Origin of the sequence: Lapillicoccus sp. (assembly GCF_025353065.1) — a bacterium.
In the GTDB taxonomy this organism is placed as follows: Bacteria; Actinomycetota; Actinomycetes; order Actinomycetales; family Dermatophilaceae; genus Lapillicoccus.
Genome location: NZ_JANXRJ010000017.1, coordinates 1 through 14,805, shown reverse-complemented (window position 1 = coordinate 14,805; position 14,805 = coordinate 1). Strand labels below are relative to the sequence as shown.

Here is a 14,805-nt window from a genome sequence, read left to right as displayed (position 1 = left end):
TGCGAGGTCCAGGCGCTGGGGCTGACGACGCAGCCGCGACTGCGCCAGCCGGCATACCGGGGGCTGCGGCCCGACCTCACCGCCGGCGACGTCGACGCCGACGACGTCCTCACCGGGTTGCGTCGTGCATGAGGCGCAGCGGATTACCGTCGAGGTCGCCGGCCGCACCCTCGGCGTCAGCAACCTCGACAAGGTGATGTATCCGGCGACGGAGACGACCAAGGGCGAGGTCCTCAACTACTACGCGCGGGTGGCGCCCACCCTCATCCCCCTCCTCGGCCGCCGCCCGGTCACCCGGATCCGCTGGCCGCACGGGGTGGAGGGACCGATGTTCTTCGAGAAGAACCTCCCGTCGGGGGTGCCGTCGTGGCTGCCGCGGGTCACCCTCTCGTCGCACGGCCGCGACCCCGACGCCCACCCCGGACGCGACCGGCTCACCTACCCCCTGGTGCTCGACCTCGCCGACCTCACCTACCTCGTCAACCTCGCCTCGCTCGAGCTGCACGTGCACCAGTGGCAGGTCGACGACGCCGGCCGGCCGCAGCACCCCGACCGACTCGTCATCGACCTCGACCCCGGCTCCGGCGCGGGGCTGCAGGAGTGCGCTCAGGTCGCGCTCTGGGTCAAGCCGCAGCTCGAGGCGATGGGCCTCACCCGGTTGGTGCCGGTGACGAGCGGAAGCAAGGGCATGCAGGTGTATGCCGCCCTCCCGGGCCAGCACTCGGCCGACGACATCCGCGCCCTCGCGCAGGCCCTCGCGCAAGAGATGACCAAGGCGCATCCCGATCTCGTCGTATGGAAGATGACAAAGTCCCTGCGGCCGGGAAAGGTGCTGCTCGACTGGAGCCAGAACACCGCCGCGAAGACGACGATCAGTCCCTATTCGCTGCGCGGAAAGGTCGCGCCATTCGTGGCGGCGCCGCGCACGTGGAAGGAGATCGAGTCGGGGGCGGCGGGCGGCGGACTGGAGCAGCTCCTCCTCGACGACGTGCTTATGCGGCTGGATACCGAGGGTGACCTCGCTGTGCCTTTACTGGGTATTGAACCCGGTATCTGACGCCGACGGAACATTGCCATCCGGGACATTGCGCCAGCGTCGGTGCGGACCGAGCCCGACCACGAAATGCCGAGAGGCGCCTCCCCCCTGTGGGAAAGCGCCTCGTCGGGGCAATGCTGCGGGGAGAAGCAGCGGTGATTCCCCCGCGTGGCTTCTCACTGCTGACGGGTGGTCCTGACTCAGCCGTGCGCCTTGTCGTAGGCCTCCTGCACGACCGCGGAGACACGCCCTCGGTCGCTCACGGTGTGCCCGTTCTTGCGGGCCCACTCACGGACCTCCGTGAGGTCGGTGCGCCGACCGGCGGGACGGGTGCTGGACCGGCGGCGACCTCCACCGCCACCACCGCGGCGACCGCTGCTCGGCCGACCGTGCCCGACCCACGTCGCCATGGCGTCCCGCAGCTTTGCGGCGTTCTTGTCATTGAGGTCGATCTCATAGGTCACGCCGTCGAGACCGAAGGTGACGGTCTCTGCCGCCTCGCCTCCGTCGACGTCGTCCTCGAGGACGATCTGTACGCGCTGCGCCATTGGTGGAACTCACTTTCTCTGCTGCAACTCACCTCTCCGGCTGGAGAATAGGTAAAGGTTAGCAACACCGGACAAGAAAGGCTCTATCCATCCGTGTCGGTCGGGGACTTCTCGGGGGTCTCCGGACGATCGTGCTCCGATTCCCACTTCGACTGGGCCAGCCGTTCGCGTCGGTCGCCCTCGAGGATGTTCTTGATCAGGAAGTAGAACAGGGTCCCGACGGCGACCGTCGGGAGCAGCGCGGCAATGTAGGGAAAAGCGGTGTTCCACATGGTGTCGTCTCAGTCCTGCTTGTGATCGGGCTTCAGCAGCGGAAACAGAATGGTCTCGCGAATGCTGGCGCCGGTGAAGAGCATCACCATCCGGTCGATGCCGAGCCCGAGGCCACCCATGGGCGGGGCGCCGAACTCCAGCGCCCGCAGGAAGTCCTCGTCGATCTGCATGGCCTCCTCGTCGCCGCCGGCCGCGAGCCGTGACTGGGCGGTGAGGACCTCGCGCTGGACGACCGGGTCGACGAGCTCGGAGAAGCCGGTGCCGCGCTCGACGCCCCCGATGATCAGGTCCCAGGCCTCGATGAGGCCGGGCTCGCTGCGGTGCGGGCGGGCCAGCGGCTGGGCCGAGGCGGGGTAGTCGCAGAGGAACGTCGGCTGGATCAGGGTCGGCTCGACGAGCTCGCCCAGCAGCTCGAGCGCGACCTTCTCCGCCCCCCACGTGGGGTCGAGCGGCACGTCGTGCTTCGCGGCATACTCCCGCAGGGTCTCGAGCGGGGTCTCGATGGTGACGACCTCACCGACAGCGTCGCTGATGCCCTGGTAGACGGGCAGCCAGGGCCACCCGTCCGGGCCGGGGTCGAGATCGACCGTGCCCACGGGTGTCTCGACCTGCCGCGAGCCGAGCCGGTCCGCGACGCCGAGCCAGAGGTCGCGCATCAGGGCCGCGATCGTCGTCTGGTCGCCATAGGCCTCATAGGCCTTGAGCATCGTGAACTCGGGGCTGTGGCTGGAGTCCGCGCCCTCGTTGCGGAAGATCCGGCCCATCTCGTAGACCCGGTCGACACCGCCCACGACGGCCTTCTTGAGGTTGAGCTCGAGCGCGATGCGGAGCGTCATCGGCTGGTCGTAGGCGTTGTGGTGAGTGGCGAAGGGCCGCGCGCTCGCCCCCCCGTGGACGAGCTGCAGCACCGGCGTCTCGATCTCGACGTAGCCCTGTGCGGCGAGGGTCTCCCGGACGGCGGCGTTGACGCCGGCTCGCAGCCGGACCATGTCGCGCGCCTCCTGACGGACGACGAGGTCGGCGTACCGCTGCCGGACGCGCGTCTCCTCGGACAGGTCCTTGTGGAGGGTGGGCAGCGGCCGCAGCGCCTTGCTGGCCATCCGCCACGAGGTCGCCAGCACCGACAGCTCGCCGCTGCGGCTCGCGATCACCCGGCCCTCGAGGGCCACGTGGTCGCCGAGGTCGACGAGTGCCTTCCAGTCCGCGAGGGGCTCCTCGCCCACCTCCGCCAGGCTGAGCATGACCTGCAGGCGGGTGCCGACGCCCTCCTGGAGGGTCGCGAAGCACAGCTTGCCGCCGGCGCGGAGGTAGACGACCCGGCCCGCGACGGTGACGACGTCCTGCGTCTCGTCCCCGGCCTCGAGGTGGCCCCACTGCTCGCGCACCTCGGAGAGGGTGTGGGTGCGACCCACCCAGACGGGGTATGCCGGGTGGCCGGCATCGAGGAGCCGCTGCCGCTTGTCGCGCCGGATCCGCATCTGCTCGGGCAGGTCGGGCTCGTGGGGCGCGTCGGGGGCATCGGGGTCGGGGGACACCCCCTCAGGTTACGAGCCGCGCTACCGTCGCCGGTATGCCGGGGGACGCCGAGTGGATGCAGCCGCTGCCGATCCGCCGGATCACGGCGAACCGCGAGGTCTCCCTGCCGCCGGGCGAGTGGCCGATGACCCTGGGCCCGGCCGCCCAGCTCGTGCGCGACGGCCTCGTCCCGGGGCGGGCCACGGTCCTCGTCGGCGAGAACGGCACCGGCAAGTCGACGATCATGGAGGCGATCACGATGGCCTACGGGCTGAACGCCGAGGGGGGCTCGATCCACGCCAGCCACCAGACCTGGACGAGCGAGTCGATGCTGCACACGGCGCTGCGGATCGAGCGCGGACCGGGGGCGAGCAGGTGGGGCTACTTCGTCCGCGCCGAGACGATGCACGGCCTGTTCACCTTCCTCGACTCGACGCAGGCGGGGCGAGATCCGGCCTTCCACCGGCTCAGCCACGGCGAGTCGTTCCTCGCCCTGGTCGACACCGGGCGCTTCCGCGGCGACGGCCTCTTCGTCATGGACGAGCCGGAGGCGGGGCTGTCGTTCACCGCCCAGCTGTCCCTCGTCGGGTCGCTGGCCTCGCTCGCCCGGCAGTCCGGCACCCAGGTCATCGTCGCGACCCACTCCCCGATCATCGCCGCCCTGCCCGGCGCGACGATCCTCGAGCTCGACGAGGACGGGTTCCACGAGACGACCTGGGACGACCTCGACGTGGTCGACCACCACCGCCGGTTCCTGCAGGGCCCCGAGCGCTACCTGCGCCACCTCGTCGACTGACGCGCGCCCGCGGCATACCCTCACCCCCCTTGCGTTCCGAACACACGTTTTGTGAAGTTCCCGGCCCACGGACGGCCTGGGACTTGATAAAACGTGTGCTTGGAACGGATGGGGGTGGGGGCGGACCCAGGTCAGCGGACGGGCATGTCGTAGGTCACCAGCGGCAACGCGGTGGCGACCTTGTCGTAGGCGCCGCGGGCGCGCAGGTTGCTCTCCGAGGTGATCCACCGCACCGTGCTCCAGCCCTGCTCCTCGCCGAGCGACCGCAGCCGGGCGAGCAGGGCCTGGGCCGCGCCAGTGCCACGAGCGCCCTCCTCGACGAAGAGGTCGTCGAGGAACCCCGCGACGGAGGCGTGGAGCGGCCGCGGGAAGGGTCGCACGTGGGCGAGCCCGACGACCCGCCCCGTCCCGTCCTCGACGACGAAACCCCGCAGGTCGTGGTCGGCGTCGAACAGCCACTGCCACACCCGCTCGGTCATCTCGTCGGTGTGCACCAGCTCGTAGAAGGTCGTGTAGCCGCGGTAGAGCGTCCACCACCGCTCGCGGTCCCCCGGCTGCAGCGTCCGCACGACGAACGGCGTGGTCGGGACGGGCACCACCTGTGCGACCGGTTGCGGGACGAGCACCCCGTCGTCAGTAGCCCGCCCGTCGACGACGAGGTCGAGCGCGAGGTCGAGGATCGGCGAGCTGTGCGTGAGCCCCCCGACGCTGAGGAAGTCGACTCCGGTCTCGGCGTAGGCGCGCGCCACCTCCAGCGTGAGGTTGCCGGTGGCCTCGATCTCGACCCGTTCCCCCTTCTCGCGCAAGGCGTTCACCGTCTCGGCGAGCAGACCACGAGACATGTTGTCGCACATGATGAAGCGGGCCCCCACGGCATACGCCTCGTGCGCCTCGGCGACGGTCGTCACCTCCACCTGGATGTCGACGGTCGGGTATGCCGCGTGCACGGCGGCGTAGGCCGCCCCCACCGAGCCGGCGGCGAGCTTGTGGTTGTCCTTGATCATCGCGACGTCGTAGAGGCCCATCCGCTTGTTGGTCCCTCCGCCGGCCCGGACCGCGTACTTCTCGAGGTGCCGCATCCCCGGGGTCGTCTTGCGGGTGTCGAGGACCATCGCCCCGGTGCCGTCGAGCGCATCCGCCCAGCGCCGGGTGTGGGTCGCCACGCCGGAGAGCCGGCTGACGACGTTGAGCATCGTCCGCTCGCCGATGAGCACTGCGCGCAGCGGTCCGGTGACGCGGGCCACGACGTCGCCGCGGACGACCGCCGCGCCCTCGGCGGCGAGGATCTCGACCACCGGCGCCACGACGCCGACGAGCTCCGCCACCTGACCGAAGACGAGCTCGAGGACGGGCAGCCCGGCGACGACCCCGGTCGCGCGCGCCACCACCTCGGCGGTGCGGACCTGGTCGGCGGGGATGGTCGCGAGGGTGGTGACGTCGAGGTGCTGGGGGCCGAGGTCCTCGTCGAGCGCGCGGCGCACCAGGTCGGCCGCGTCGGCGGTGGGGAAGCCCAGCGAGCCGGGGGCGGGTGCCGTCACGGCTGATCCAGGTGCTGGTCGGGGGTCGGGTGGAAGGAGGTGGTGAGGGCGCCGTCGGCGCCGCGGACGACGTGCGTGTGCCCGCGCCAGTGCACGTCGTCCCGGGCGGTGAAGTCGTCGCGCACATGGCCGCCGCGGGTCTCCTCGCGCAGCGCAGCGAGGTGGGTGAGCAGCTGCCCGAGGTGCAGGAGGTTGGTCGTCTCCCACGACTTGGGACCACCCTCGGAGCCGTCCGCGGTGGCGGCGAGGTCGGCGAGCGCCGCCGCCGTCGCCGCGGTCGAGGCCGCCGTCCGCACGACGCCGGAGCCCGCGGTCATCGTGCGCTGGATGTCGACGCGGTGCTTCGACGCGACGAGGACGGTGTCGTCGCTCGGGTGGACCGGCGTCGACGCCGGCAGCTCGCCGGCGGCGAACCGGCCGCTGATGTCGTCGGCGATCCGGTGGGCGAAGACCAGACCCTCGAGGAGGGAGTTCGAGGCCAGCCGGTTGGCCCCGTGCACGCCGGTGCACGAGCACTCGCCGCAGGCGTAGAGACCCTCGAGGGAGGTCCGGCCGTCGAGGTCGGTGCGCACCCCACCGCTCGCGTAGTGCTGGGCGGGCGCGACGGGCACGAGGTCGGTGACGGGGTCGATGCCGTGGGATCGGCAGCTCGCGAGGATGGTCGGGAACCGGCGCTCGAGGAACTCCCGGCCGAGGTGGCGGGCGTCGAGGAAGACGTGGTCCGTGCGGGTTTCGCGCATCCGGGCGACGATCGCACGGGCGACGACGTCCCGGGGGGCGAGGTCCGCGAGCTCGTGGATGTCCCGCATGAAGCGGACCCCGTCGCCGTCGACGAGGAACGCCCCCTCGCCGCGCACGGCCTCGGAGATGAGGGGCTGCTGCCCACCGGCGTCCTCGCCCAGCCAGAGGACCGTCGGGTGGAACTGGACGAACTCGACGTCGGCCATCACCGCGCCGGCGCGCAGCGCGATCGCCATCCCGTCCCCGGTGGCCACCGAGGGGTTCGTCGTGGCGGAGTAGATCTGGCCGAGACCGCCCGTGGCGAGGACGACCGCGCGGGCGTATGCCGCCCCCACGCCGTCGACCTGCCCCTCCCCGATGACGTGGAGGGTGACGCCACAGACCCGCATCTCCTCGTCCTGCAGCAGGTCGACGACGATCGCGTGCTCGACGACGTGGATGCCGGGGTCGGTCCTCACCCGGTCGAGGGCGGCGATGAGCGCCCGGCTGATCTCCTTGCCGGTCGCATCGCCGCCGGCGTGGGCGATCCGGTCGCGGTGGTGGCCGCCTTCGCGGGTGAGGAGGATCTCGCCGGTCGGCCCCCGGTCGAACTCCGCACCGAGAGAGACGAGCTCACGCACCCGGGTCGGGCCCTCGTGGACGAGCGCCGTGACCGCGTCGACGTCGCAGATCCCGACACCCGCGACCAGGGTGTCGCGCAGGTGCTCCTCGGGGGAGTCGCCGGGGTCCATCGCCGCGGCGATGCCGCCCTGCGCCCACGCGGTCGAGCCCTCGTTGAGCACCGTCTTGGTCACGAGCAGGACGCTGTCGACCTGCTCCCGCAGCCGCAGGGCGGCGGTGAGGCCGGCGATGCCCGACCCGACGACGATGACATCCGCCGTCCGCGTCCACCCTGGCTCGGGGGCGGAGAGCCAACGGGGCACGTGGATCGGTGCGGGCACGGCATACCTCTTGCGTTCTGGTAGGGAAGACACCTGCGGTTGTGGGGGGTCGAGGCGGCTGCGGCTCAGGGGCCGGAGCCGGTGAAGACCTCGAGGGCGCCGCCGCCGGGGCCGACGAGGACGGGGAAGTTGTCGATCAGCCGGGTCGTCCCGACCCGTCCCGCGACGGCGAGCAGGGCCTCGCCGCGGAACCACTCGGGCACGTCCTGCAAGGTCTCCGGGTGGACGAGGACGAGGTAGTCGATGAGGGCGAGCGGCTCCTCGACGACCACGGCCCGGGCACCGCGACGCACGGCGGACGGCCCGTCCACCGCCACTGCGGCGCCGGCCCGCAGCGCCCGGGAGAGGCAGAGGGCGACCTCGCGGTCGGAGGGGGCGAGGTAGGTGTTGCGGCTCGACATCGCCAGGCCGTCGGGCTCCCGGACGGTCGGCACCGCCACCACCTCGACGGGGAAGTCGAGGTCACGCACCATCCGCCGGATGAGGACGAGCTGCTGAGCGTCCTTCTGCCCGAAGAACGCTCGCTCACCGCCGGTGAGGTGGAGGAGCTTGCCGACGACGGTGAGGACACCGTCGAAATGGCCCGGTCTCGACCGGCCCTCCAGGACGGAGCCGAGGGCGCCGGCGGAGACCAGGACAGCGGGGTCGCCGTCGGGATAGACGACGTCGGGCGTGGGGGCGAAGACGACGTCCACCCCGGCGGCCGCACAGATCTCGAGGTCGTCGTCGAAGGTGCGGGGATAGCGGGACAGGTCCTCCTTCGGCCCGAACTGCAGCGGGTTGAGGAAGATCGTCACGATGACGTGGTCGGCGCCCGCGCGCGCAGTGCGGATCAGGGTGGCGTGGCCGTGGTGGAGCGCGCCCATCGTCATGACGACGGAGACCTCCCCGGTGAGCCGCCGACGCGCATCCGCCAGCTCGTCGCGGGATCGGGCGACGATCGGCGTCGATCGTCCGGGCTGCTGCTCCACCTAGTCCGCCTCGGGTCCGCGGCGGTCGTCGGGGTGACGGTCCGCGCCGTCGGCGCCGGAGTCATCGTCGGCGAGGACCTCGAGCACCTGCTCCGCCTCGTCAGGACGCAGCCGACCGCGCCGCAGAGCCCGCAGGGCGGTTGCTCGGGCCAGCGCGCGATAGGTGCCACGGATCTGCGGGGCGGCCGCGAGCTCGGCCAGGTGCTGGGCGACCGTCCCGGCGTCACCGCGCGACACCGGTCCGGTCAGGGCGCCGTCGCCGAGCCGGAGCGCGTTGTCGAGGGTCGCCTGCATGATGGGTCCGAGCACCTTTGCGGGGTTGTCGATGCCGGCGTCCTCGAGCAGCTCGAGGGACTGCGCGACGAGGGTGACGAGATGGTTGGAACCGTGGCTGAGGGCGGCGTGGTAGAGCGCGCGGTCCTCCTCCTCGATCCACACCGGTTCGCCGCCCATCTCGATGACGAGCGCCTCACCCAGCGGCCGCAGCTCCTTCAGCGTCGTCACGCCGAAGCAGCACCCGACCAGTCGCTCGAGGTCGATCGCGGTGCCCGTGAACGTCATCGCCGGGTGGATCGCCAGCGGCAGGACATCACAGCGGGCGGCCGGCTCGAACACCCCGACGCCGTGGCGACCGCCCGGGTGGATGACGACCTGTCCCGGCCGGAAGGCGCCGGTCGTCGCGAGCCCGGAGACCAGCCCGGGGAGGTCGTCGTCGGGCACCGCGAGGAGGACGAGATCGGCGGCGGCGACGACGTCGGGCACCTCGACGACCGGTATGCCGGGGAGCAGGTCGGCGGCCCTCGCCCGGGACGCCTCGCTCACCGCGGACACCGCGACGACGTGGTGGCCGGCTCGTCCCAGGGCGGCACCGAGGACAGCCCCGACGCGGCCGGCGCCGACGACGCCCACCCGGAGGCGGGCTGGTCGCTGCGAGGAGTCGCTCGGGTCACTCACGCCATCGAACCTACCCCGTGGGCCACGGTCCCCGACGCGTGCCCGACGCCTCACCGGATCGGAGCGGATCCTCGCTAGATTCGGACGCCATGGACACCGTCGGTGAGGCTCGGCCCGGACGCGTCGAGCCGGCGCCCGTGCCGTGGGAGCAGGCGTGGCAGAGCGCCCTCTACGGCGCCTCCGGCTTCTACCGCGACCCCACAGGACCCGGCGGCCACTTCACGACGGCGACGCACGGGGCGCCCGGACGGGTCCTCGCGCGGGCTCTGCTCGCCTGGGCCGACCTCCTCGGGTGCGACGGGCTCGTCGACGTGGGCGCCGGTCGCGGCGAGCTCCTCGGCCACCTCCGCACCCTCGCCCCGGGCCGACCGCTCACCGGTGTCGACGTCGTCGGTCGGCCGGACGGTCTGCCCGGCGACATCGGGTGGCTGGAGTCCCCCGGCGGGTCCCGACTGCCCGACGACCTGCGGCCCGTCGACGCCCTCGTCGTCGCCCACGAGTGGCTCGACGTGGTCCCGTGTCCCGTCGTCGAGATCGACGCCGACGGGACGCCCCGGGTCGTCCTGGTGGAGGCGGAGACCGGAGCGGAGACCCTCGGCCCTGAGCTGGGTGGCGCGGATCTTCAATGGTGTCAACAGTTCTGGCCCACGATACTTGGGAGCACAGCTGAGCCGGATCGGCATGCCGAGGTGGGCCGGGGCGCCGAGGTGGGCCGGCGCGCCGAGGTGGGCCGTCCGCGCGACCTGGCGTGGTCAGCCCTCCTGGACGCGATGGACGGCGGGGCCGCGATCGCCGTGGACTACGGGCACACGGCCGGTGACCGACCACCGGGCGGCAGCCTCGCGGCATACCGGAGCGGGGTGGTGGTCGCGCCGGTGCCCGACGGCAGCTGCGACCTCACCGCCCACGTCGCGGTCGACTCCCTGCGGCACGACGAGCTGCTGCGCCAGCGCGAGGCCCTGCAGCGGGTGGGGGTCTCCGGCCGCACGCCCGACCACGCCTCCGCGCGCAGCGAACCCGCGGGCTACCTCGCGGCCCTGGCCGAGGCCAGTCATGCGGCGACGCTGCTCGCGCCAGGCAGTTTCGGCGACTTCTGGTGGGTGGTCTCGCGGCCGGTCAGCCGATGACCTCGACACCCGTCCCGTCCTGGTCCCTGATCTCCGTCGCCAGCACGTGGACGACGAGCCCCGGCCACGACGGGAGCAGATGGCTGCCGCGTCGAGGCGGCACCTGCTCAAGGACGTCTTGCAGACCCTGTCCGTGAGGGTGACGGTGAGCTCGGAGCCGTCCACGGTGACCGTCCGCATCGCCGGGGCGGAAGGTGACCACGGCCGCCGGGTCGCCGTAGATCACCGCCTGCGCAGCATCGGTCGCGTCCCATCCGGGTGCCCCTTCGTCCGCGCCCGACCCGTCTCCGGTGGTCCCCTCGGTCATCCCGCTCTCCCCCTGCCCCCGCCCTCGGTGCGGGCTCCTGCCGTGCCGTGGGCGCCGGCCGGACGCCCCTTCCCTCATCGCCTACGCTGGTCGCGATGACCTCTCCAGCGCGCGGGATGCTCCGGCTGACCCGGGCGGGGGCACTCGCCCTCGCCATCGTCGCGCTGTCCCTGGCCGCGCACGTGCTGGGCGGCGGGATGGCGCCGGGGCCGGTCGGCCTGGTCGTCGTCACCGTCCCTGTGGTCGGACTGTGCCTCGCCGTCACCTCACGACGGGTCCGACTCCCTGTGTTGACAGGGTTGTTCGCCGCCACCCAGCTCGCCCTCCACCAGTCTTTCGACGTGCTGTCCGCGCCGACCCTCGGCTCCGTCGTCGGAATGCCGGGTGCTCACCAGGGCGAGCACCTCGCCCTCTCCACTGCCCCGGCGATGAGCCACGGCGGTGGGGTCTGGATGACCGTCGCGCACGTTCTCGCGACGATCACGTGCGTCCTCGTCCTCACCCGCGGCGAGGCTGCGGTGTGGACGTTGTGGCAGCGGCTCTTGGGTCGCGTACCCGAGGCCGTCGCCGGCCCCCATCCCACCGTCAGCCTCCGAACCGACTCTGCTCGTGGGGTGCTCACCTCCTCCGTGCTGACCGGCCCGCTCCGAGTGCGAGGTCCACCGAGGGCGTCCCGTCCCGCCTGACCGGGGCAGACCCCTCCACCTCTCTCCGGCACCACCGCGTCTTCGGTGTGCCCCCAGCCCAAGGACCCTCATGCCGTTCGCTCCTCGCCGTCCCCACCCCCGCAGACCACACAGCCGTCGTCCCCACAGAAGTCGTGCCTCTGTCCGCCTGACTGTCGCCGCCGTCACAGCGGCCGCGCTGCTCGCCCTGACCGCCACAGCCGCCTCCGCCCACATCATCGTGACGCCGGACGTCACCGCATCCGGCGGCTACGCCGAGCTCGTCTTCCGCGTCCCCAGCGAGCGGCCGTCCGCGAGCACGACCAAGGTCGTGCTCACCCTTCCTCAGACGAGCCCCTTCACGGACGTCTCCGTCGAGTCCGTGACGGGGTGGGTCGTCACCGTCACCGATGCGCCGTTACCGAGCCCCGCCACCGTCGACGGGACGACCATCACGAAGGCGCCGCACGTGGTGACCTGGACCGCCACCGGGGCAGCGGCGATCGCGCCGGGCGAGTACCAGAACTTCGCGATCTCGGCCGGCCCACTGCCGGCGCCCAGGATGCTCGAGCTGCCTGTCGACCAGACCTATTCAGATGGCTCGGTCGTCCCCTGGACCGACCCCACGACCAAGGGCGCTGCCGAGCCCGAGCACCCTGCTCCGAGCTTCGAGGTCACCACTGCCGTCGCCACGGGCGACCACCACGCGGCCGCCACCTCCGGGTCGGACACCGCGGCCGCCGCCCTCACCGGCACCACCCACGGCTCAAGCGACACGACGGCGCGGTCGCTCTCCGGGGCCGCCCTCGTCGTCGCCCTCGGGGCGGTGGCCCTCCAGCTGGTCGGCCGACGCCGGCACGCCGGATGAGGCCGACCCGCCACCCGCGGCCCTCGCGGCCCTCGCGGCCCTCGCGGCTCGCTACCGTCGTGGTCGCGCTCTGCACCGTGGCGGTCGTCGCGGTGCTGGGTCTCGTCGCCGCCGCGCCCGCCTCGGCCCACGACGCCCTCGTCTCGTCCGACCCGGCGAACGGCGCAACGGTGGCCACCGCGCCGGACCGGGTGACGTTGACGTTCGACCAACCGGCGCTCGCGATCGGGACGACGCTGCGTGTCATCGGGCCCGGAGGTGACGTCCAGTCGGGCGCTCCCCGCCTCGTCGACAGCACGGTGACGCAGGAGCTCGCACCCGGCATACCGGCGGGCAGCTATCGCATCGCGTGGCGGGTCACCTCCACGGACGGGCACCCGGTCTCGGGCGAGCTGACCTTCACGGCGTCGGCGGCCAATCCCCGTGCCCCGTCAGCGAGCCCGTCAGCGAGCCCGCTGGCCGTGAGTGCGACGGCGGCCGGCGGGCAACCAGGACCTGGCGGTTCGACGGGCCGCGTCGTGGTGCTCGTCGTCATCGTGCTGGTCCTGCTCGGCGGCGGCGCCCTGGGGCTCGGACGACGGTTCAGCCGACGGGGCGCAGCGAGGCGATGATCCCGTTGACGACCTGAGGGGAGAGCGAGTCGGCGACCTGCTCGTCGGTATGGATCATGAAGACCACGACCACACCCTTGACCTCGAAAGAGACTGCGGTGAAAGCCATTCCGCCGGCTTGACAGGGCTTGGGCAGAGGAAAGCTCACCAGCGTGGTCGACTCGATCGCCGTGATGGTGCCACCCCCGATCGTCGTCGTGACGCTCTGGGTGGGGGACACGACCGCCTCCCGGCCACCCTGGTCGAGCGCGGCCACGCTGGCCCACCGGGCCGAGAGCTCTGGCGCCGCCTCGTGGGGCCCGAGCTCGGCGGGCACGACGAAGCCGGTGCGGGCGCGGTTCGACGCCGCCAGGTTGGGGCAGACGCCGGGGAGGTAGGACGCGACGTTGTGCATGACGACCAGCCGGGCGTCGGACGGGTCGTGGTACTCGTAGCCCGTCAGCTGGTCGCCGCCTTCCACCCTCCAGTCGGGCGGGACGTCGTAGGCGACGAACTCGCGACCCTCCACGGTCTTCCAGCCGGGCACGACGGCGGCGACCCGCGGCGGCATCGGGGTCACGAGAGGCACCGGTTGGGAGGTGCGGGGCGGGTCGGGTGTCGGGCTCGCGGTCGACGGGCCCGCGGTCGTCGGGGTCCCGGCTGTCGGGCTCCCGACGGATGCCACCGCGGCCCCACCGCCGGGGACACGATTCGCCGCCACGTATGCCGCCGTGACCCCGCCGCCCACCACGAGGAGGACAGCTGCTGCCACGGCAGCTCTCCGGCGTCGGGACCATGGCCTGTCTCCCCCGAAGAGCTCTGTGCCCACTTGCTGCTCATGGGATCCGGCGCTGACCGCCGGGTCTACTTCATCGTCCCGGCCCGACCGGGCGGGCGGCAGTCCGAAGGCGTCGTTCACCGAGGTGTCAGATCGGTCGGAGCGAGGAGATGATCGTGGTCGCGACGTTCTGCGGGAGCGCGTCGGCGACGCCTTGGTCGCCGTACAGCATGAACACCACGACCTGCCCCTTGACGTCGAACGAGACGGCGGTGAAGGACATCGTCGGCGCTGGGCAGTCGCCGGGCTCCGTGACCGTGAGGACCGTCGTCGCGACGTTGGCCGTGATGCTGCCGCCCGCGATCCTGACCGTCGACAGCCGCGTCGGACCGACGGGAGATCTGGAGCCGTCCGCCTTGACGCCCGCCACGGTGGCCCACTGCGCCGAGATGTTCCTGGCTGCGGTGCCGGCCGGCTGGCCCTTCGGGGAGACGAAGCCGGCCTTGGCGCGATAGGTCGACGACGCGCCGCTGCACGCCCCCCTCCCGTAGGTCGCCGGGTTGTGCATGATCACGGTCTGGTGGGGCCCTCCGGAAGTCTCGAATCCCGTGAGGACAGAGGGCGCCTCGATCTTCCAGTCCGGTGGCACGTCGAAGGCCACGAACTCGCGGCCCTCCACGGTCTGCCACCCGACGACGACCGGTGCCACCTTCGGCGGGATCGCCGTCGCGCCCGACGTCGGGGTGCCGGCGCTCGGAGTGTCGCTGGACGTCGGAGAGCCGCTGTCCGTGGGCGTATCACTCGGCTGGCTCGCCGATGGGCTCGCCGACGGAGTCGCCGACCACAGGGGCAGGGCCACCGTCGTCCCCGTCCGTTTCGTGTAGACGAGGCCCAGCACCACGGCCACCACGAGGAGCACCACGACACCGGCGACGACCCAGACCGTCCCGCGACCTCTGCTGGTCGGCGGCGAGGCGGGACCGCTTTGCCACGGCGGTAGTGGCGGCGGGGTCGGGTCACCCTGCCACTGCGGCGGTGGTGGCGGCGAGGTCGGGCCACCCTGCCACTGCGGCGGTGGTGGCGGCGAGGTCGGGCCACCCTGCCACTGCGGCGGTGGTGGCGGCGGCGCCGACCACGACGGCGGAGCAGATGGCGGC

16 protein-coding genes are annotated in these 14,805 nt (G+C 72.4%); 6 read left to right on the top strand and 10 right to left on the bottom strand.

The annotated features are described in order from the left end of the window. Nucleotides 1-124 precede the first annotated feature (124 nt). Nucleotides 125-1,057 (top strand): non-homologous end-joining DNA ligase, encoded by a 933-nt coding sequence (ligD, locus tag Q0R63_RS01285; RefSeq protein WP_295692823.1) that lies wholly within the window; start codon nt 125-127, stop codon nt 1,055-1,057. Nucleotides 1,058-1,236: 179 nt separating this feature from the next. Here the strand turns inward: ligD and Q0R63_RS01280 are convergent, their stop codons facing one another. The 3 genes from Q0R63_RS01280 to lysS form a co-directional block, all read right to left on the bottom strand. Further along, nucleotides 1,237-1,584 carry an Lsr2 family protein gene (locus Q0R63_RS01280; protein ID WP_295692820.1) on the bottom strand — a complete coding sequence of 116 codons (348 nt, stop codon included), beginning with the start codon at nt 1,582-1,584 and terminating at the stop codon, nt 1,237-1,239. 83 nt (nt 1,585-1,667) lie between these two features. Beyond that, the gene (locus Q0R63_RS01275; RefSeq protein WP_295692817.1) at nt 1,668-1,856 is read right to left on the bottom strand and encodes a lysyl-tRNA synthetase; all 189 of its coding nucleotides are present in this window, start codon (nt 1,854-1,856) and stop codon (nt 1,668-1,670) included. A gap of 9 nt (nt 1,857-1,865) precedes the next feature. Continuing rightward, nucleotides 1,866-3,335 (bottom strand): lysine--tRNA ligase, encoded by a 1,470-nt coding sequence (gene lysS / locus Q0R63_RS01270; RefSeq protein WP_295692828.1) that lies wholly within the window; start codon nt 3,333-3,335, stop codon nt 1,866-1,868. 92 nt (nt 3,336-3,427) lie between these two features. Between lysS and Q0R63_RS01265 the strand changes: the two genes are divergently transcribed. After that, nucleotides 3,428-4,168 (top strand): AAA family ATPase, encoded by a 741-nt coding sequence (locus Q0R63_RS01265; protein WP_295692813.1) that lies wholly within the window; start codon nt 3,428-3,430, stop codon nt 4,166-4,168. A 131-nt stretch (nt 4,169-4,299) separates the two neighbouring features. Here the strand turns inward: Q0R63_RS01265 and nadC are convergent, their stop codons facing one another. The 4 genes from nadC to Q0R63_RS01240 all read right to left on the bottom strand — a co-directional run bounded on the left by nadC (nt 4,300) and on the right by Q0R63_RS01240 (nt 9,313). Beyond that, entirely contained in the window at nt 4,300-5,706 is a 1,407-nt protein-coding gene (nadC, locus tag Q0R63_RS24465) for a carboxylating nicotinate-nucleotide diphosphorylase (RefSeq protein WP_366521060.1), read from the bottom strand. Further along, nucleotides 5,703-7,388 (bottom strand): L-aspartate oxidase, encoded by a 1,686-nt coding sequence (locus Q0R63_RS01250; RefSeq protein WP_295692810.1) that lies wholly within the window; start codon nt 7,386-7,388, stop codon nt 5,703-5,705. Before Q0R63_RS01250 ends, nadC begins: the two co-directional genes overlap by 4 nt. A gap of 65 nt (nt 7,389-7,453) precedes the next feature. Continuing rightward, complete coding sequence (gene panC, locus Q0R63_RS01245) at nt 7,454-8,359, bottom strand: pantoate--beta-alanine ligase (protein WP_295692807.1); 906 nt, start codon at nt 8,357-8,359, stop codon at nt 7,454-7,456. After that, a complete protein-coding gene (locus Q0R63_RS01240) occupies nt 8,360-9,313 on the bottom strand; it encodes a DUF2520 domain-containing protein (RefSeq protein ID WP_295692805.1) in 954 nt (317 codons plus the stop codon). A gap of 89 nt (nt 9,314-9,402) precedes the next feature. Here Q0R63_RS01240 and Q0R63_RS01235 point away from each other — a divergent pair, with 89 nt between their 5' ends. Next, entirely contained in the window at nt 9,403-10,440 is a 1,038-nt protein-coding gene (locus Q0R63_RS01235; protein ID WP_295692802.1) for an SAM-dependent methyltransferase, read from the top strand. On the opposite strand, the gene Q0R63_RS01230 is transcribed toward Q0R63_RS01235, so the two are convergent. Beyond that, nucleotides 10,430-10,747 (bottom strand): hypothetical protein, encoded by a 318-nt coding sequence (locus Q0R63_RS01230; protein ID WP_295692799.1) that lies wholly within the window; start codon nt 10,745-10,747, stop codon nt 10,430-10,432. The two genes, Q0R63_RS01235 and Q0R63_RS01230, sit on opposite strands and share 11 nt — an antisense overlap. 95 nt (nt 10,748-10,842) lie before the next feature. On the opposite strand from Q0R63_RS01230, the gene Q0R63_RS01225 reads away from it, so the two are divergent. From Q0R63_RS01225 to Q0R63_RS01215, 3 genes are all read left to right on the top strand, one after another. After that, complete coding sequence (locus Q0R63_RS01225; protein WP_295692796.1) at nt 10,843-11,433, top strand: hypothetical protein; 591 nt, start codon at nt 10,843-10,845, stop codon at nt 11,431-11,433. Between the two features lie 70 nt (nt 11,434-11,503). Next, complete coding sequence (locus Q0R63_RS01220) at nt 11,504-12,280, top strand: YcnI family protein (RefSeq protein ID WP_295692794.1); 777 nt, start codon at nt 11,504-11,506, stop codon at nt 12,278-12,280. Further along, entirely contained in the window at nt 12,277-12,891 is a 615-nt protein-coding gene (locus Q0R63_RS01215) for a copper resistance CopC family protein (protein WP_295692791.1), read from the top strand. The genes Q0R63_RS01220 and Q0R63_RS01215 overlap by 4 nt, the downstream gene beginning before the upstream one ends. On the opposite strand, the gene Q0R63_RS01210 is transcribed toward Q0R63_RS01215, so the two are convergent. Both Q0R63_RS01210 and Q0R63_RS01205 read right to left on the bottom strand, forming a co-directional pair. After that, on the bottom strand, nt 12,863-13,642 hold the full coding sequence (locus tag Q0R63_RS01210; RefSeq protein WP_295692789.1) for a hypothetical protein: 780 nt from the start codon (nt 13,640-13,642) through the stop codon (nt 12,863-12,865). The genes Q0R63_RS01215 and Q0R63_RS01210 overlap by 29 nt on opposite strands. Nucleotides 13,643-13,796: 154 nt before the next feature. Continuing rightward, the gene (locus Q0R63_RS01205) at nt 13,797-14,567 is read right to left on the bottom strand and encodes a hypothetical protein (RefSeq protein ID WP_295692786.1); all 771 of its coding nucleotides are present in this window, start codon (nt 14,565-14,567) and stop codon (nt 13,797-13,799) included. Nucleotides 14,568-14,805: the final 238 nt, after the last annotated feature.